Here is an 18,816-nt window from a genome sequence, read left to right as displayed (position 1 = left end):
ATAGCCGGATACGATCGCTGTATGGCTTTCGTTGGCGACCACCTCGGCGGTCGTCGGGCCGGCGGAGGGCAGCGCAGGACAGCCCGCGAGAGCGGCGACCAATGCGCAACAAAGTCCCGCGCTCAGATGCCGCAATGGCACTCCAGAGCCCTCCGATTCACAACCATTCGTTACCATAGACCGTAAATATGGAGCGGCAATATGGACGAACCGTTCATCCGCCGGGTGTGGTAGCCCGGCCACAGCCGGAAAAGGTGGGTCAACACACTGATAAGAAACGGGTTTCTGATCTTTTTGCAGGGTTCGATGGGTGTCATGCGGAAACAACTGGTGGAAAGAGTACAACGCGATTAACCGGGGGTAACCAAAACCGCCGGACGCCCGCCCCAAAGTTCCCGGCCGCCCGCTGCCTCACCCAGGCAGCGGCCCAGCGGCTCCTCTCTTGAGAAGAGCGATCATCGCCTTCAGCGTGACCTCGTCCGCGATGTCGGGTGGATGCGGACACCGGTGGACCAGCCGGTAGACGTAGTCGAGCTTGACCACGATGGCGGGAGCGATAACGAATGGATAGAGGTCATTCAGGCCCATCGAGCGGTTGAGCGAATTGATTGCGAATGTGAGCGGCAGCCAGGCCTCGATCAGCTGGTCGATGGTTGCGCCGTAAGGATCGAAATCGACCGGCGTCTCCAACGAGGCCGCGCTCGCAACCCGGGGTTGCGTGCTTACGCCGAAAGCGCGGGCGGTCTCGAGCGTATCCACGATGTGGAAATAATGCGCCCATGTCTCGGCGAAATCCTCCCACGGATGCGCGCTGGCGTAGGCCGATACGTAATTCGCGGCCCAATCCGCCGGCGGCCCGCTTGCGTGATGACGCCGCAGCGCCTCACCGTAATCGGCACGCTCGTCACCGAAAACCGAGCGAAACGCCTCGATCGAGCTTTCGTTGTTGGCGAGCAAATCCCAGTAATAATGCGCGATCTCGTGCCGGAAGTGACCGAGCAGCGTGCGGTAGGGCTCGCCCATGGCTCCGCGTTGGCGCTCGCGTTCCGAATCGTCGGCTTCCGCGAGGTTGATCGTGATCGCACCGTTCAGATGCCCGGTCACGACCGGCTGATACGTGGTTGCGAGAAAATCGAATGCCAGTCCCGCCGGATCCTGCACCCAGGTCACGAGCGGCAATTGCAGCCGCAGCAGGCTGTAGAACAACCTGCGCTTCGCCGTCTCAAGACGGCGCCACAGAACCAGATTATTGCCGGCGGAGAGGTCGGGGATGGTGCGATTGTGTCGGCAGGCGACGCAAAAGCTTTGCCCGCTGTCGGCGGCGACAAGCCAGTTGCAGCTCTCGAATTGCGCATTGGCACAAAAGCCGTACTGCCTTTCCGTATCCGCAAGCGCGCGCCACCCGGTATTCACCGGATCGAGTGCGGTCATCCGCGTCAGCCTCGGCAGGTAGCCGACCTTGCGGCTGCAGCTTCCGCAGACGACATTCTCGAAATAGAGCGGCTGACCGCATCCCTGGCACACAAACAGCCGCATCTCGCCCTGTCACCCTTGCGAACGGTCAGAACGAACGGGGTCCACGCAAGGTTCCGGCGCCTCGGTTCATGCCGCATCGACCGGAATCACATCGACCTCGACCTTCAGCTCGTTCTCGCCGGAGCCCACGAAGACGCCATAAACCGGCGACACATCCGAGAAGTCCCGCCCGATTGCGAGCGTGATGTGATCCATTCCTGCCAGGATGGCATTGGTCGGATCGAACCCGATCCAGCCATTGTCCGGCCCGGTCCAGGCCGACACCCAGGCATGGGTCGCGTCGGCGCCCTGCAGGCGCGGTTTCCCGGGCGGCGGTATCGTGCGCAGATAGCCGCTGACATAGGCAGCCGGCAGGCCGAGCCCGCGCAGGCCGCCGATCATGATCTGCGCGAAGTCCTGGCACACGCCGGCCCGCTGCGCGAAGGCCTCGGCGATGGATGTCGAAATCTCCGTGGCGTCCGGCCGATAGTCGAAATCGTCGCGGATCCGCGTCATCAGATCGGTGCAGGCCTCCACGATCCCGCGTCCTGGCGTGAAGCTCGCCCGCGCGTAATGCGTCACCTCGCGCGCCAGCCTGATGCGCGGACTCGTGAACATGAAATGCGTGGGCGCCGCGGCGCTCAGATCGCGCTCCGACAACGCCGCCCGGCTGACGCACTCCCATGCCAGATCGGGGCCGGAAAGTTCCGGCCGGGGCGCAACCTCGACGCGGGCGATGGACCGGATCTGCAGTTCGGTATGCTGCGTGTCGATGCTCACCAGTTCGACGACATTGCCGAAATAGTCGCGATGCGACGTGGCGTGATCGGGCTCCGGCGAAATCCTGACCTCGTGCGCGAGGCTGCGCTGCGTCAGCGTGTTGCGCGGCGTCAGCCGCAACGCAAGCGAAGCCGACGAGACCGGCGCCTCGTAGGAATAGGCGGTCAGGTGATCGATGTCGTAGATCACGCGAGACTGCTGATTCCGGCCCCGACCACGCCTGTCTGACGCCGCAGGAAATAGCGCGCGGCGACGGCGTGGGCGAAGCTTGTGATGCGCTGCTCGATCGCAAGCACGACGGAATCATCGAGATTGTGCGCCGTGGTGGTTTCCAGATCGGTAGCAAGCCGCGCGGCAAGACGCTGCGGCTCTTCCGGCACCCCGTCGAGGTGAAGCGCCGGGAGGGTGGCGACATGCCTGTTGATGGTCATCAACTGGAATCCCACGGAGCGCGGATTGTAGGGATCGAGCATCGCCATGTCGCGCACCGGGGCGAGCGCGATCCCCGTCATGTAGCGCGAGCGATAGGTGATCTGGCAATCGATCAGATCAAGCATCACGTCGAGGTCTTCGGCGCTCGCATCGTCCGAAGCGAATAGCCGCGCCAGCCGACAGGTATTGATGGCACGCTCGGTGCGCCGCCCGATATCCAGAAAGCGCCAGCCGGCATTGCGATTCATGTTTTCCTGACCGAGACCGGACAAGGCGGCGAGAATTTGCAACGCGCGATCGGCGGCATCGAGCACGTCGGTCTCGCTCGGCAATTCACCGACATCGGACAGAAGCTCGTCGAGCCGACGCGACAGCTTTGAGGCATCGACCGAAATCCGTTCGCGGATGACGGAGCCGGCATTGCGGGCCATGCGCACGCCCGACAGACCCGACCCATAGGCGTTCTCGTCCGCGAGCGCGGTGCGCGCGATGACCAGCGTCGAGGCGTCCTCCTGCTCTTCCGGCACCGCGCCCCATGCCACCAGCTGACGGGTGAGCTTCTCGATGGTCGCGGGCACATTTCCGGAGACGAAATCCATATCGATCGCGCGGGCACACAGGCAGCGCACCACGCGCAGCGTCGCCTCCGCGCGCTCCAGATAGCGCCCGTACCAGAACAGGTTGTCCGCCGCACGGCTCGGGATATTGCCGAGGATGCGCTGGATATGGATATCGGTGCCCGCCGGAAGAAGCGTTTCTGGCGCAACCGGTCTGCTCGACAGCACCCAGACATCGGCGGATTGCACGCCTTCGCGCATGCTGATGGCGCGTGCATCGGACTGCGCCGAAATCCGGCAGAAGCCGCCGGGCATGACTTCCCAGCCATTCGCGGTCGCCGCCGCAAACACGCGCAGCACGAACGGACGCGGCACCAGCCTGTCGCCGGCCCAGACCGGCGTGGTGGAGAGTTGCACCACTTCCTGACCGACAAAGTCGACGCCACGCTCCTCGATCGCCTCTCGCAGCGTCTTGCGCTGGGCCTCGTCCAGGTCGGCAGGCAGAATCTGGGTCTCGCCGAACAGTTCCGGAAGGCGGCCGGCAAAGGCGCCGGAAATGGCCATACGGTTGAAATTGTCGAGCACGCGGCGGCGGCCGGCTTCGTCGCCGCACCACCACGTCGCGATATTGGGAAGCGCCAGTTTCTCGCCGATCAGATGCGAGGCGAGCGACGGCATCACGCTCATCAGCGCGCGCGACTCCGCGAAGCCCGCGCCCGGCATGTTGGCGACGACCGTACCGCCATGGCGCAGCGCCGAAACAAGGCCCGGGATGCCAAGTCGCGACTTCCCGTTGAGTTCGATTGGATCGACATAGTCCGAATCGACGAAACGCCAGATCACGTCCGCCCGCTTCAGGCCGGCGATGGTCCGAACATGGGTGACCCCGTCATGAACGACGAGATCGTCGCCTTCCAGCAGCAGGAAGCCAAGATAGCGCGCCAGATAGGCCTGTTCGAAATAGGTCTGGCTGTATGGCCCGGGGGTAAGCAGGCAGATGCGCGGTTCGGGGCGCTCGGCAGCGTCGGCGAGCGTCGAACGGAAATCGCGGAAAAATGGCGCGAGCCGACGCACATTCATTCGCCGGTAGCCGGTCGGCAGCGCCCGCGACATGACCAGGCGGTTTTCCAGCGCATAGCCCGCACCCGACGGCGCCTGGGCCCGATCGCTCAGGACCCACCAGCGGCCATCGGGACCGCGGCCGAGGTCGACCGCATAGATATGAAGCCAGCGCCCGTCCGGCGGCTCGACCCCGACCAGCGGCCGCATGAATTCGCTCGAACCGGAGACCAGTGCCGCCGGCAGCACGCCGTCCTTCACCAGACGGCCCTGGCCGTACACGTCCGCGAGCATCGCCTCGATCACGCGTGCGCGCTGGGTGACGCCGGCAGCGATCGCATTCCATTCTTCGTCTTCGATCAGAAGCGGCAGCCGGCTCATCGGCCAGGTGCGTTCGCGTGCCTCGCCGTGCACGCGATAGGAAACGCCGATGTCCTGCAGATGCCGGTCGACAGCCGCCAGCGACTGTTCGTCGGCCGAAAGCTGATGGAGAAAATTCAGCCAGGCCCTGCGCGGACGCCCGTCAGGCCCGATCAGCTCATCGGGCACCCCGCTGAGCGGCACATAATCGTCGTACCAGGCCGGGCGCGGCGTTTCGGCCGAAGCCGCTTTATTCATGGGTCATTCCACCGCTATGGGGCACTAGTCCGGACGCCGTGCGCTGCGGCGCAGATCGAGGGTCAACGGGAATTCGCTCGCCGGCTCTTCCGGCGGCAAGTCCACGATTCCCGCAGTATGTCCGTGATCCTGGAAGCGCGCCAGCCGCCGCGCCTCCGCCTCGTAGGAGTTGACCGGAAAGGTCTCGTAGTTGCGGCCGCCGGGATGCGCGACATGGTAGACGCACCCGCCCAGCGAACGCCTGTTCCAGGCATCGATGATGTCGAAGGTCAGCGGCGCGTGCACCGGAATCGTCGGATGTAGCCCCGAAACCGGCTTCCAGGCCTTGAAACGAACGCCCGCGGCCGCTTCTGCGGTCTCGCCGGTCGACGCCATCGGCATCCGGCGGCGGTTGCAGGCGATGACGTGCCGCTCCGGCACGAAGCCCGTGACCTTCACCTGCAGGCGCTCGACCGACGAATCGACGAACCGCACCGTACCGCCTGCGGCGCTCTCCTCGGCCAGCACATGCCAGGGCTCCAGTGCCTGCCGCAGTTCAAGCCTGACGCCGGCATATTCCACGGCCCCGTAGAACGGAAACCGGAATTCCCATTGCGCCTTGAACCAGTCCGGATCGAAGTGATAGCCGGCGCGACCGAGATCGGCGAGCACGCCGAGAAAATCCTGCCAGACATAATGCGGCAGCATGAAGCGGTCATGCAGCGTCGTGCCCCAGCGCGTCAGCTTGCCGAATTGCGGCTCGCGCCAGAACCACGACACCAGCGCGCGGATCAGCAATTGCTGCGCGAGCGACATCCGCGGATCGGGCGGCATCTCGAATGACCGGAACTCGATCAGTCCGAGCCTGCCGGTCGGGCCGTCGGGCGAATACAGCTTGTCGATGCAGATTTCCGCGCGATGCGTATTGCCGGTGACATCTGCGAGGATGTTGCGGAAAAGCCGGTCGACCAGCCATGGCGGCACGTAAGCTTCACCCTCCGGCATCAGATCGAGCGCGACTTCGAGCTCATACAGGCCGTCGTGGCGCGCCTCGTCCATGCGCGGCGCTTGACTGGTCGGACCGATGAACAGGCCGGAGAACAGGTACGACAGCGACGGATGCCGCTGCCAGTAGAGCACGAGGCTGCGCAACAGGTCGGGCCTGCGCAGAAACGGCGAGTCAGAAGGCACCGCGCCGCCCAATACGACATGATTGCCGCCACCGGTGCCGACATGTCGGCCGTCGATCATGAACTTGTCGGTGCCGAGCCGGGTTTGCCGCGCTTCCTCATAAAGGTCGGTGGTGATCCCGACCGCTTCGCGCCAGTTCGACGCCGGATGCACGTTGACCTCGATCACGCCGGGATCGGGCGTCACCTTGATGACGTTCAGGCGCGGATCGTGTGGCGGCGGATAGCCTTCGATATGAACCGGCGTCCCGGTCGCACGCGCGCTGTGTTCGATCGCGGCGAGCAATTCGAGATAATCCTCGAGCCGCTCCACCGGCGGCATGAACACGCAGAGGATGCCGTCGCGCGGCTCGATCGAGATCGCGGTACGCACGGCGCCCGCAACTGCGACCTGCTCGACCCGGGTCTGGCGATCCGCATTGGCCTCTGCCGATCCGCCACCATCATTATAGATTTGCGCCAGTTGTTCGCGCGACGGCAGAGGCTCGCGCGGCTCGGTCGGGTCCTGCGGGTGGACATAGGGATAGTCCGACCGCGGCACCCAGGGCAGCGCACCCAGTGGCAGCCGGAAGCCCACCGGAGAGTCGCCCGGCACCAGAAACAGCTTGCCGCGGCGCAGCTTCCATTTCTCGCTCTTCCAGCGGCGGTCGGTCGATCGCGATTGCCAGGCCTGGATCGGCAGCACGAATCCCGACGGCTTCGACAGGCCGCGCTCGAAGGTGCGGACCATGCGCGCGCGGGTTTCCGGATCCTCGATCTTCGGATCGGTCGGATCGACATTCTCCGGCAGTTCGGCCTCCTTGAGCGCCCAGACGGCAGGGTCCTCGAAGGCCGGGAGCGCGAAATCGGCACCGACACCCAACCGGTCGGCAAAGTCGACGGTGAATGCCTCAGCCTGTTCAATCACGGCGTCGCGCGGACCCGCCTCCCGCGCGATCAGCGAGGCGTCGCCCCAGATCGGCTCACCATCCTTGCGCCAGTACAGCGCGAAGGCCCAGCGCGGCAGGCTCTCGCCCGGATACCACTTGCCCTGCCCGTAATGCAGAAACCCATTCGGCGCGAAACGCGCGCGCAGCCTGCGGATCAGGGTGTCGGCCAGCGCGCGCTTGGTTGGGCCGACAGCGGCCGTATTCCATTCCGCGCTTTCGAAGTCGTCGATCGAAACGAAGGTCGGCTCGCCACCCATGGTGAGCCGGACATCGTTCGCTTTCAGGTCGCGATCGACCTGCTCGCCCATCGCATCAAGCTTGACCCAGGTCTCGTCCGAGAACGGCTTGGTGACGCGCGGCGCCTCGTGGATACGGTCGACCCGCATCTCGAAGCCGAAATTGATGTTGGCCGCATCGACCGTGCCGGTGATCGGCGCCGCCGACTGGTAATGCGGGGTCGCGGCGAGCGGGATATGTCCCTCTCCGCACAGCAATCCCGAGGTCACGTCGAATCCGACCCAGCCGGCACCGGGAACGTAGATTTCCGTCCAGGCATGCAGGTCGCAGAAATCCTTGTCGGTGCCCTTGGGGCCTTCCAGCGGATCGACGTCCGCTTTCAGCTGGATCAGATAGCCCGATACGAAGCGCGCAGCGAGCCCGAGATGGCGCGCGACATTGACCAGCAGCCAGGCCGAGTCGCGACAGGAGCCGGACGCGATCGAAAGCGTCTCCTCCGGCGTCTGAACGCCGGCTTCCATGCGGATCAGATAGCGAACGCGCTGCTGTAGCCTGTGATTGAGGCCGACCAGGAAGTCGATTGTCCGCTCGCCGCCGCTTGGCAGAGACGCGACGAATTCGGACACCAGCGGACCGGCCGGCTCCGGGGTCAGATAGGCGGCAAGATCGACCTTCAGGTCGTCGGTATAAACGAAGGGGAAATATTCCGCGTAGGACTCGACGAAGAAGTCGAACGGATTGATCACCGACAGATTGGCGGTGAGATTGACCTCGACCCGGAATTCCTCGGTCTTCTCTGGAAATACCAGTCGCGCCAGCCAGTTGCCGTGGGGGTCCTGCTGCCAATTGATGAAGTGCTGCGATGGCCGCACGTTCAGCGAATAGCTCGGAATCTGCGTCCGGCTATGCGCCGCCGGCCGGAGCCGGATCACCTGCGGCCCAAGACCGACCGGCCGGTCGTAGCGGTAGGAGGTGACGTGGTGAAGCGAGACTAGGATCGCCACTGCGCCGACTTCCGAAATGCATCAATCATGGTGGCGCACATCCCCCTCGCACGCGCTGCGCCGTCAGTGTAGCAAGGCGGACGGAGCGCCCTCGCCTACTTTTATTGCAACGGCCGCACAAGATCGGGTCAATGGCCGTCGGCGATACCGCGTCCCGACCCGAACAACCATCAGGCGATTGCATTGATCAGCGAGTATGGCGCCTCGAGTTTCCATACCACCCCGGATTCCCCAAACGAATACTCGATGCTGGCCTGCGGCACATGCGAGGCGATCCGCTTGAGCACGGTGGAGCCAAACCCCTCCCGTTGCGGCGGGGTTACCGCCGGTCCGCCCTGCTCCCTCCATTCGATCTGAAATTTTCCCCCGTCCGTGACCCGCCATCGGATGATCACGCAACCGCTTTCCTGCGAGAGCGCGCCATATTTGGTCGCGTTCGTCGCCAGTTCGTGAAACGCCATCGCAAAGACCTGCGCAACGTCGGGCTTCAGCAGGACATCGACACCCTCGGCATCCACCCGGTTCCGACTGGCAAACGGCGCAATCTGGGATTGCACGACCTCCGCAACCGAAGCACCTTCCCAATCGTGCTGGATCAGCAGGTCATGAAGCGCGGCGAGCGAGTGCAAGCGGCTGTCGAAAGCCCGCTGGAACTCGCCAAAATCCTCGGTCTGCTTCGCGGTCTGTCGCGCGATCGACTGGATCACGGTCAGAAGATTCTTCGACCGGTGCGAGAGCTCCCGCATGACAAATTCCAGATGCTGCGCTCGTTTCTCGAGATCCGTCACGTCGGTTGAGACGCCGACGATGCCGATGACCTTCCCGGACGGATCACGCAACGGCGTCTTGGTGGAAAGGAACACCCGCCGGCCATGAACGCCGGTGAAGGGCTCCTCGAATTGCATGGATTCGCCGCGCTCCATCACAATCCGGTCGTTCTCGACGATCCGCTCGACCTCGTCACTGTTTGGATGCCATTCGATCGCACCGCGGCCTTTCACGTCGTCAAGCGTCTTGCCGTAAAGCCGCAGCGTTGCAGGATTGGTAAGAATTGTCTTGCTGTCGGCATCCTTGACGTAGACGAGGTCGGGCGTGAGATTGATGATCGAATGCAGAAGGTTGGATGTGCGATGCAGTTCCGCCACCGCCTGGTCGCGCTCCCTGATCATGCTCTCGGCTTCGATCAGGGTCCTTCCGACATCGTTGAATTCGGAAATCGAATGCGGTTCCCAGCGCAGCGGCTCACCCTTCCCTAGCGCAAGCGCATTGCGTTGCAGGGCCTGTACCGCGGATATGGTGCTTCGCCCGGCGATCGCAGCCAGCAGCAATGCCAGCGAAACAGCGGCGACCAATGCCGCCAGCACGATCAACCGGCTGCGGCCCGACGCGGCATTCATCAGGTGCTCGGGAACCGCAACCACGGCCGTCCAGCCCGACAGATCGGATCGCTGGAACGAACTCTCGACCGGCACGCCTTCGTGGGTGACGTTTGAAAAGCTGCCGGTGCGCGCGCCACTGCGTGCCGCCTCGATCAGTTCCGGCCGTCCCGGCTTTCCGATATGGAATTGCGGGCTATGGCTTCGGGCAACGAATATGCCATTGCGATCGATGATGGCGGCGATCCATTCGGCGGGCAATCCTGCCTGCTTCAGGGTGGAACTCAGCAGGTCGGGCGAAACGCTCATCGACAACGCATGGGTCGCGGGCTTGCCTGGCAAGGGCACGGTGACCAGGGCCAGCGGAGCTTTCGTGATCGCCCCCGTGACGACGTTGGAGACCTGGGGGCGATCGACGGCGACCGGAGTCACATCAGCGGGCGCCGAATCGGGCGATCCATCCGGGGCACGCGTCGACAGGATGTGCTTGCCGCTGCTGTCGTGCAAAATGACGGCTTCGTTGAAATGCGCACCGACCGCCGTTGCCATCCGGAGCGCCTCCGCGGACTCGAATGAAAGGCTCTCGATGGAAGCGGCAACTGTCTTCAGAGCGGCGATCCGTTCGGCAATCAGCCGGTCGATGAGGAACGCCGCGTTCGTCGCGACGTCCAGCCGCCGCGCCTCGATCACCCGTCTTTCCGCGTCGGAATAAAGCCAGCCCAGCGCCCCGATCGCGAGCAGCATCGGGAGCAATACCAGTCCGACGATCATGAGCGACCGCGAATAGACCGTGGAAAGGGCGCCGCGAAACCCGCTGTGAACCATGGGCCGATGATGCCAAAGAATGTGTCGATCACATACTGTCGTCTGGTCTGCAAGAGCAGACGATGTGCCGGCTCAGCGGGTTCCCGAGGCCCGATACCACCGGCGATGGCACCGCGGATGCCCGGTACCGGCGACGACGTGCCGTCATCGGACGGCGTCGGATGCGGCCGCTGGCAAAGGCTTCAGCCGGCAAATTGCCCCGGCTGCCAGCAGCCGCTATAGCCATTGTCGCAAAAGTCATTAGATAAGATACCCGTCCAGAAATCAGGGAAATTCGGTGTCCCAGGCTTCCAAAACGCCCCTCCTCGACCGGGTCCATATTCCCTCCGATCTGCGGACCCTGCCGGAATCCGACCTGCCTCAGTTCGCCGCGGAACTCCGCAAGGACATGATCAATGCGGTTGCCGTCACCGGCGGCCATCTGGGTGCCGGGCTTGGCGTGGTCGAACTCACCGTCGCCCTGCATTATGTCTTTGACACGCCCAACGATCGGCTGATCTGGGATGTCGGCCATCAGGCCTATCCGCACAAGATCATCACCGGCCGCCGCGACCGCATCCGCACGCTGCGCCAGGGCGGCGGCCTATCCGGCTTCACCAAGCGCGCCGAAAGCGACTACGATCCGTTCGGTGCCGCGCATTCCTCGACCTCGATTTCGGCCGGCCTCGGCATGGCGGTGGCGCGCGATCTGAAGAAGGAATCGCGCAACGTGATCGCGGTGATCGGCGACGGCGCGATGTCGGCCGGTATGGCCTATGAGGCGATGAACAATGCGGGCGCGATGAATTCGCGCCTGATCGTGATCCTCAACGACAACGACATGTCCATCGCCCCGCCGGTCGGCGCCATGTCGGCCTATCTGGCCCGCCTGCTGTCAGGCAAGACCTATCGAGGCTTGCGCGAGATCGGAAAGCAGCTTGCGCACCGGCTGCCGAAATTTTTCGAGGAGCGCGCCCTGCGCGCGGAAGAATACGCCCGCGGAATGGTGACCGGGGGCACGATGTTCGAAGAACTGGGCTTCTATTATGTGGGCCCGATCGACGGACACAATCTCGACCATCTGCTGCCGGTGCTGAAGAATGTCCGGGATGCCGAAAGCGGTCCGATCCTCGTCCACGTCGTGACGCAGAAGGGCAAGGGCTATGGTCCCGCCGAAGTGTCGGCAGACAAGTACCACGGCGTTACGAAGTTCGACGTCGCAACGGGCGCACAGTCGAAGTCGAAGGCCGCGGCGCCGGCCTATACCAAGGTTTTCGGAGATGCGCTGGTGGCCGAGGCGCAGCGCGACGACAGGATCGTGGCGATCACGGCCGCTATGCCATCCGGCACCGGCCTCGACCTGTTCGCGAACAAGTTTCCGGATCGCTTCTTCGATGTCGGTATCGCCGAGCAGCACGCGGTGACTTTCGCCGGTGCGCTCGCGACCGAGGGGCTCAAGCCGTTCGCCGCGATCTACTCGACATTCCTGCAGCGCGCCTACGATCAGGTCGTGCATGATATCGCGATCCAGTCACTGCCGGTGCGCTTCATGATCGATCGCGCGGGCCTCGTCGGCGCCGACGGGCCCACCCATGCCGGCTCCTTCGATGTCGCCTATCTGGGCTGCCTGCCGGGCTTCGTGATCATGGCCGCGGCGGATGAAGCGGAACTGGTTCACATGGTTGCGACGGCGTCAGCGATCGACGACCGGCCCTCGGCCTTGCGTTACCCGCGCGGCGAAGGCACCGGCGTTGCGCTGCCGGATCGTGGCATCGCGCTCGAACTCGGAAAGGGCCGGATTGTCCGCGAGGGTACCAAGGTTGCGCTTTTGTCTTTCGGAACCCGTCTGTCGGAATGCCTGAAAGCGGCGGACGAACTCGCCGGGTATGGCCTCTCGACCACGGTTGCAGATGCGCGCTTCGCCAAGCCGCTGGACACCGATCTGGTGCTCAGGCTCGCGCGCGAACACGAGGTGCTGGTCACCATCGAAGAAGGAGCGATTGGCGGTTTCGGCTCCTATGTCCTTCAGGCTCTTGCAGAGAATGGTGCGCTGGAGAACGGGCTGAAAGTCCGCACGATGGTATTGCCCGATGTGTTCATCGATCACGACACACCGGCGGCCATGTATGCGAAAGCCGGGCTCGATGCTCCTTCGATCGTCGCAAAGGTCTTCGAGGCGCTCGGCCGCGAGATGGCGGCGCGGAACAAGAGCGCGAGCTGACTGCCTCTCGATCGCCGTTGGCACCAGGCAAAGAATCAGGAGCGCGCCTCAGGAAAGAGAAAGGGCCCGGCACGAACGCCAGGCCCCTCGCTGACGATTGAGCGGCGTCCGCAGCCAGCTCAAAGACGCCGTCAAGCGTCGTTGCGCGGATTGACTTGCGTACATGCGCGCTGCCACCTCATCATGTCGTCAGACATCGACTCATAGATGCCCGCCATCACGATAACCGGAAACCAAAGCAGCATTGGCATTGCGAATTCTCCTGCGCGCGAATTCCGCGCCGCGATTGCACCACCTGACCACGTGGCATGAAAACGCTGCAAGGCGTCCATGGTTCCGGCAGATCTGTGCAGCTTTCGACCGCTCAGCGATCGCCCCGACGGCCGAGACCGTGGTCGCGGGCCATGATGACGGCCTGGGCGCGACTTCCGACCTGGAGTTTGTCGAAGATCGTTGAAACATGGTTTCGGACCGTCTTCGCCGTGATTCCGAGTTCACCGGCGATCTCCTGATTGCCCTGACCTCGCGCAATCGCATCCAGCACCTGACGTTCCCGCTGCGTCAGACTGCCAAGTGCCGCCGCGGGCGGCAGCGATGCCGGCAGGAATTCGTCGACCGCGGATGTAAACGGACGCCATCCCGGTTCGGGATCCACCAGAATGTGATTGCCGCTGTCGATCGGCACGAAGCGTGCGCCGGGCACGAGGCTCGCAGCCAGTCTCCCTTCCTCGAAAGGGACGATGGGATCTCCGTTGGCATGCAGGATCAGGGTCGGGCACTGAACAAGCTGCAAGGCAGCCCGAAGGTCGAGACGCCAGTAAGACCGGATGATTCCGACGGCGACCTGGGGCGACGTTGTGGCGCGCAACAATTCGCTCAACGAGCGATTATATTCGGGCGGCGCGTCGGGCGCATGCATCGCGGCGAAAAAACCGGCGAACGCGCTGCTCCGGGTCGTCCAGCCGAGCTGGAAAGCTTCGAGGCGCGCTTCTGCTTCCCGATCCTCGTCCGGCGATCGTGACCGGCACAACCGCCCGCGGGTATGGCATCCCCACAAAACAAGGCGCTCTATCCGGTCCGGATATCGGCCGGCATACCTGACCGCCGGAGCGACGTTTCCGGCTGTCCCGAAAAAGATGAAGCGGCCAAGACCCGCGGCATCCACCACCGCTTCGAAATCCTCCGCCAGTCGTTCCAGCGAGATGTCCGGCACGTCGCGGTCGGACAACCCGCAACCTCGCAAATCGTAACGGAAAACGCTGTGCCGGCGGCCTAGCCAGGACAGCCAGGCCGACCAGACCGGGTTGTGCCAGTCCAGTTCGAGATGCCGGGCGAAATGCCCCACCCAAAGCAGCGGCGGCCCTTCGCCGAAGCTGGCATAGGCGATGCGCGTTCCGTCGGCGCTACGACAAAAGCGAATATGCTGGTGCGGTGACGGCATTGCGCCCTCCGCACATGAGTATATCGCGGCGGCGCAATGAAGACGAGGGAGCGCGAGACAGCAATACGCCTTCAGACAGCAATACGCCTTGTCAAGCCTGCGCCTCGCCCGCGGCACCGAACTGACGCATGACAAGCGCTGGCGAACGATAGAGTTCGCCCTGCCTCCTTTCGTCACGCGGTTTCAGTTGCGCTTCGAGATAGGCGCCAAGCTCTCGCCCACGTGCGACGAGCCGCCGGCCATATCCAAGACGCTCGGCCTCGTAGCTTTTCAGCGCAGTGTTCAGATCGGAACCGCAAGCGAGCAGGTTATCGGCAAGAAGCGCTGCATCCAGCGCTGCCTTGGTCACCCCGGTGCCGACATGCGGACGGGCGACAAAAGCCGCATCGCCAAGCAAGACCACGCGTCCGAACACCAGCCGCGACGCCTCGAAATCGAAAATTGGCTGGAGAACGGGATTCTGGAGCGCCCTGAACAGGGCAGCCATTTGCGGAGCCAGAATCTCCGCACGTTGCTTCAATTCATCAATGACCGCCGGACGCACATGTCCCGGAGCGATCGACATCCGGCGACCCGCTCCCGCGTCGTCGATGCACCATTCGCGCAATCCAATCTCGAGGTCGGCCGGCCTGAACCATGTGATCTGCACCCGGCCGGCACCGCCGGAAGCCGATGCAGGCATCGGCACCGACAATGCGAGTTCGCCCTCGGGAAAGCAGAAGTTCATGTGCTCGGAAGTCAATCGATGCCACTCGGGTGGGACGTCTGCAGCATCGACGGCGCCACGCCACGCGACATAGCCGGCATAGCGCGCTTTGGCGTCCGGAATGAATTGTTGTCGTACAGTCGAGTGAATGCCATCGGCTGCGATCAGGAGATCGGCCTCGACCTGTGCTCCGTTCGAAAAAACGGCGCGAGCGACGTCCTGTTCCTGCTTCACCCGATCGAGAGCCATGCCGCCCTTGTATTGGGGCGCAGGCAGCGCCGACCGCAGCGCGCGATAGACGCAATCCCAGGCGGTCGCGACCGATGCTATCGGCACCTCACAATGAACCGTACCGTCCGGATTCAGACACAAACGTGACCTGATGCGAATACCGATCCCATCATCCACGAGAATGCCGATACGCCGCAAGACAGCAAAGAGCGAATCATGCGTTCCAAGTCCTGCACCGCGACTTGAAAGGTCGGCAACCGATCGCTCATAGACGGTGACGCTCCAGCCGCTTGCGCGAAGAAGGTTGGCAGCGAACAAGCCTCCAAGCGATCCACCGATCACAACCGCGCGGCGCCCGTTCATGATCGGCGCCCGTGGCGTTTCAGCGCGCTTCGAGCGCGGCGGCTTCGAGCATCCGGGCCCATCGCTCGCGCTCGCGCTCGAGGAAGGCAGCTGTCTCACCCGGATTGCCGCCGACTGGCTCCGCCAGAAATTTGCGGAAGCGCTGCGACACGTCAGGCTCGCGCAAGATATCGGAGATGGTACCGGAAAGCTTTTCCGCGATCGGTGCCGGCGTCCCGGGCGGAGCCACGACCGCGAACCAGGCCGTCACCACGAAGCCGGGATATTGCTCCGCAATCGCCGGAAGGTCCGGCAATTCAGAAAACCGTTCCGCGCTGGTGACGCCCAGTGCCTTGAGCTTGCCGTCCTTGAGCAGCGGCAGCACGTTGAAGGTATTGTTGAACATCATGTCGACATGGCCCGCGGCCACATCTGAGAGAGCCCGCGCGAGACCGTTATAGGGAACATGCGTCATGCGCACGCCTGCGCGGTCAGCGAGCCACTCCATCGCGAGATGAGGCGAGCTTCCGACCCCGGCGGATGCATATCGCAACGCGCCGGGATGGGCTCGCGCATAGGCAATCATTTCCGGCAGCGTGGAAAATGGCAGATTCGGTGCCGCAACCAGCACATTGGTAATCGTAGCCAGAATGGTGACCGGCACGAATGCTTGCGGATCGAAACCGACCTTCGCAAAGAGCTTTTGATTGACCATAAGCGGCGGCGGCGGTGTCGCGAGCAAGGTGTATCCGTCGGGCGCCGCCTGTGCTGCGGCCTCCGCGCCGAGATTGCTGTTCGCTCCCGGGCGGTTCTCGATCACGACCGCGTGGCGCCACAGGGCGGCAAGCTTCTCTGAAACGATCCGCGGCAGGATGTCCGCGGCCGCGCCGGGCGGGATCGGGACGATCACCTTGATCGCACGGCTCGGATACGCGGCATCGGAAAGCACAGGACTTGTCGGGAGCGTTGCGACAACCGGAGCCAGGGCCAGAACCAGAGCCGCTTTCATTCGCCAGGTGGCAGCGTTCGCCATGAGCTCACCCCTGAGTACAGTATGGGCCGCGAGTCATGACTCATCATCGCGGCCGCCACATGGGCAGATTGTCCTACCACGGGAGAAAATCGCTGCGGGACAAACGGGACAATGGAGGTCGGCAGAATATTTTAGATATAAAATTGTTTGACCGGCGGGCGCTGTTCCCTACGATAGCGGCGAAGAACGCCGACCATCCCAGACACTCTGACGAGCGAATGCCAGACAACGACCTGCCATCACCGACAAAAGGCGTCGTTTTCATCCACGGCGTCGGCGGATCAGCGCGAGCCTGGCAATGGCAGGCCGAGAGTTTCCGTGCGGCCGGATATATTCCGCTGGCTTTGGACCTGCCCGGCTATGGCGGTCGTCCGGCGATCGAACGCATTGATTTCGAAGAGTTTTCCGAGGACGTCGAGGCGCAGATCGCGGCCGCCGGAATGGTGCGGCCGGTGCTCATCGGCCATTCCCTTGGCGGCATGATCGCGCAGACCATGCTGCGGCGAAAACCCGATGGATATCAGGCGGTTGTGCTCGTAGGCACCAGTCCTGCGTTCGGCAAACCGGACGGGGATTTCCAGAAAAAATTCGTCGCCGATCGCCTGGCCCCGCTGCGATCCGGCAGGACCATGGCCGAGCTCGCGGCCGGAATGATCAATGAAATCATAGGCCCGAACGCAAATCCGGAAGGGAAGCAGATAGCGATCGCCTCCATGGCGTCGGCGCCGGCCGCGACCTATCAGGCCTGCGTGGAGGCGATTGTAACCTTCGAAGAACGCGCCAACCTCGGCAATATAAGAGTGCCGACGATGTGTCTGGTGGGCGAGTTCGACACCAATGCTCCCGCGCCCATGATGGAGCGCATGGCCGCGAAAATTCCCGGCGCCAAGTTCACCCTCCTGCCCGGCCTCGGCCATCTCCCCAATCTGGAAGACCCGGCCGCCTTCGACGCGGCGGTCCTCGGCTTTCTGCGCGACCTCGATGCCAGCGAACCAACCACACGGAGTGCCGCCGGATGAACAAAATCGACATCGACAAGGTCGATACCGACGCCCCGATCTTCGCGCCCGACGCGTTCAGGCTGAACGATTTCCAGGCCGAACTGATCGCGAAATGCCGGCGCTTCGGCAAGAAATATCTGGCGCCGCGCGCGGCGCAACACGATCGCGACGCCACCTTCCCGATCGAGAACTTCCGCGACATGCATCCCGAGGGTCTGCTCGCGATCTGCATCCCGAAATCGGATGGCGGCATCGGCGCCGACTACATGACCTACAGCCTCGCCGCCGCCGAGATGGGACGCTATTGCGGCGCGACCACCTTGTCCTGGAACATGCATGTCTGCTCCACGCTGTGGTCTGGCCCGCTCTCGGATGACATGGAAATTCCGGCCGACGTGCGCAAAACCCACCTTCAGCGGCGTGCCGTTCACTACAAGCGCATCATCGATGACGGCGCCGTCTATGCGCAGCCCTTCTCCGAAGGCGGCGCCGCGGCGGCGGGCGCCGTCGCCTTCGGCACCGAAGCAAGACCGGTCGACGGCGGCTACATCGTCAACGGCAAGAAGATCTTTGCCTCGCTTTCCGGCTCGGCCGACTATTACGGGGCGCTGTGTACCCGCCGCGCCGAGGGCGAGGAAGCCATGCGGCGCAACACGCTCTATCTCGGCATTCCCGCCAATGCGCCGGGAGTCTCCGTGACCGGCGACTGGGACCCGCTCGGCATGCGGGGTACGGTCTCGCGCACGCTGATCTTCAAGGATGTGTTCGTGCCGGAGGACGCGGCGCTGATGCCGCCCGGCGTCTATTATCAGGCGGTGCTTCGCTATCCGCACATGTTCCTGACGCTTTCGCCCACCTATATGGGGCTCGCACAGGCGGCCTACGACTTCACCGTGGCGTATCTTCGTGGCGAAGTGCCCGGCATGCCGCCAGTAAAGCGGCGCATGTTCCCGACCAAGCAGCTCGCGGTCGCCGAAATGAAGCTGATGCTGGAACAGACCAAGGCGCTCTGGTTCCAGGCGATCAGCGAGGCTCGTGCGAATCCGTCGAAAGATTCGATCCTGCGAGCTTATGCCGCCCAGCACACCGTGATGGAGAATGCCAATGCGCTTGCGGTCAAGGCGATCCGCACCTGCGGCGGACAGGCAATGCTGAAGAGCCTGCCGTTGGAGCGCATCTATCGCGACAGCCGCTGCGGGTCGCTGATGCTGCCCTGGACGGCGGAAATCTGCATGGACCGGCTCGGCAAGGAGACGCTGTATGAGCCTGGCGAGAAGGATGAATAAACATCTCTCGTGTCCCGGACGCGGCGCAAAACGAAGCAACGCGAAGTTGTGCGCCGCTGATCCGGGACCCACTCA

At 63.7% G+C, this 18,816-nt stretch carries 11 protein-coding genes; 3 read left to right on the top strand and 8 right to left on the bottom strand.

Going from position 1 to position 18,816, the window contains the following annotated elements; translation table 11 throughout:
- Nucleotides 1–411: 411 nt before the first annotated feature.
- The 5 genes from AB7F49_RS03105 to AB7F49_RS03085 form a co-directional block, all read right to left on the bottom strand.
- A complete protein-coding gene (locus AB7F49_RS03105) occupies nt 412–1,536 on the bottom strand; it encodes a zinc-binding metallopeptidase family protein (RefSeq protein ID WP_428520206.1) in 1,125 nt (374 codons plus the stop codon).
- Between the two features lie 66 nt (nt 1,537–1,602).
- Nucleotides 1,603–2,484 (bottom strand): transglutaminase family protein, encoded by an 882-nt coding sequence (locus AB7F49_RS03100; RefSeq protein WP_428520204.1) that lies wholly within the window; start codon nt 2,482–2,484, stop codon nt 1,603–1,605.
- On the bottom strand, nt 2,481–4,961 hold the full coding sequence (locus AB7F49_RS03095; RefSeq protein WP_428520202.1) for a circularly permuted type 2 ATP-grasp protein: 2,481 nt from the start codon (nt 4,959–4,961) through the stop codon (nt 2,481–2,483). The genes AB7F49_RS03100 and AB7F49_RS03095 overlap by 4 nt, the downstream gene beginning before the upstream one ends.
- A 24-nt stretch (nt 4,962–4,985) precedes the next feature.
- Complete coding sequence (locus AB7F49_RS03090) at nt 4,986–8,300, bottom strand: DUF2126 domain-containing protein (protein ID WP_428520200.1); 3,315 nt, start codon at nt 8,298–8,300, stop codon at nt 4,986–4,988.
- A 170-nt stretch (nt 8,301–8,470) separates the two neighbouring features.
- A complete protein-coding gene (locus AB7F49_RS03085) occupies nt 8,471–10,501 on the bottom strand; it encodes a sensor histidine kinase (RefSeq protein ID WP_428520198.1) in 2,031 nt (676 codons plus the stop codon).
- A 277-nt stretch (nt 10,502–10,778) separates the two neighbouring features.
- Between AB7F49_RS03085 and dxs the strand changes: the two genes are divergently transcribed.
- Nucleotides 10,779–12,701: a 1-deoxy-D-xylulose-5-phosphate synthase gene (gene dxs / locus AB7F49_RS03080; RefSeq protein ID WP_428520196.1), complete on the top strand. Its 1,923-nt coding sequence runs from the start codon at nt 10,779–10,781 to the stop codon at nt 12,699–12,701.
- Between the two features lie 364 nt (nt 12,702–13,065).
- Here dxs and AB7F49_RS03075 read toward each other — a convergent pair whose 3' ends face one another.
- From AB7F49_RS03075 to AB7F49_RS03065, 3 genes are all read right to left on the bottom strand, one after another.
- On the bottom strand, nt 13,066–14,142 hold the full coding sequence (locus tag AB7F49_RS03075) for an alpha/beta fold hydrolase (RefSeq protein WP_428520194.1): 1,077 nt from the start codon (nt 14,140–14,142) through the stop codon (nt 13,066–13,068).
- A 91-nt stretch (nt 14,143–14,233) separates the two neighbouring features.
- Entirely contained in the window at nt 14,234–15,442 is a 1,209-nt protein-coding gene (locus AB7F49_RS03070; protein WP_428520192.1) for an FAD-dependent monooxygenase, read from the bottom strand.
- A 19-nt stretch (nt 15,443–15,461) separates the two neighbouring features.
- Nucleotides 15,462–16,454, bottom strand: a complete 993-nt coding sequence (locus AB7F49_RS03065) for a Bug family tripartite tricarboxylate transporter substrate binding protein (protein WP_428520190.1) — start codon at nt 16,452–16,454, stop codon at nt 15,462–15,464.
- Between the two features lie 218 nt (nt 16,455–16,672).
- Between AB7F49_RS03065 and AB7F49_RS03060 the strand changes: the two genes are divergently transcribed.
- Both AB7F49_RS03060 and AB7F49_RS03055 read left to right on the top strand, forming a co-directional pair.
- Nucleotides 16,673–17,473, top strand: a complete 801-nt coding sequence (locus AB7F49_RS03060) for an alpha/beta fold hydrolase (protein WP_428520188.1) — start codon at nt 16,673–16,675, stop codon at nt 17,471–17,473.
- A complete protein-coding gene (locus AB7F49_RS03055; RefSeq protein ID WP_428520186.1) occupies nt 17,470–18,741 on the top strand; it encodes an acyl-CoA dehydrogenase family protein in 1,272 nt (423 codons plus the stop codon). Before AB7F49_RS03060 ends, AB7F49_RS03055 begins: the two co-directional genes overlap by 4 nt.
- The last annotated feature ends 75 nt before the right edge of the window (nt 18,742–18,816 follow it).

The sequence above is a fragment of the Pseudorhodoplanes sp. genome, from assembly GCF_050250235.1.
Lineage (GTDB): Bacteria > Pseudomonadota > Alphaproteobacteria > Rhizobiales > Xanthobacteraceae > Pseudorhodoplanes.
This window is presented reverse-complemented; position numbering and strand designations above follow the sequence as displayed.

Coding starts and splice junctions, on each gene's coding strand:
- AB7F49_RS03085 (WP_428520198.1), bottom strand. CDS start 10,501: ATGGTTCACAGCGGGTTTCGCGGCGCCCTTTCCACGGTCTATTCGCGG.
- AB7F49_RS03070 (WP_428520192.1), bottom strand. CDS start 15,442: ATGAACGGGCGCCGCGCGGTTGTGATCGGTGGATCGCTTGGAGGCTTG.
- AB7F49_RS03105 (WP_428520206.1), bottom strand. CDS start 1,536: ATGCGGCTGTTTGTGTGCCAGGGATGCGGTCAGCCGCTCTATTTCGAG.
- AB7F49_RS03095 (WP_428520202.1), bottom strand. CDS start 4,961: ATGAATAAAGCGGCTTCGGCCGAAACGCCGCGCCCGGCCTGGTACGAC.
- AB7F49_RS03075 (WP_428520194.1), bottom strand. CDS start 14,142: ATGCCGTCACCGCACCAGCATATTCGCTTTTGTCGTAGCGCCGACGGA.
- AB7F49_RS03065 (WP_428520190.1), bottom strand. CDS start 16,454: ATGGCGAACGCTGCCACCTGGCGAATGAAAGCGGCTCTGGTTCTGGCC.
- AB7F49_RS03060 (WP_428520188.1), top strand. CDS start 16,673: ATGCCAGACAACGACCTGCCATCACCGACAAAAGGCGTCGTTTTCATC.
- AB7F49_RS03055 (WP_428520186.1), top strand. CDS start 17,470: ATGAACAAAATCGACATCGACAAGGTCGATACCGACGCCCCGATCTTC.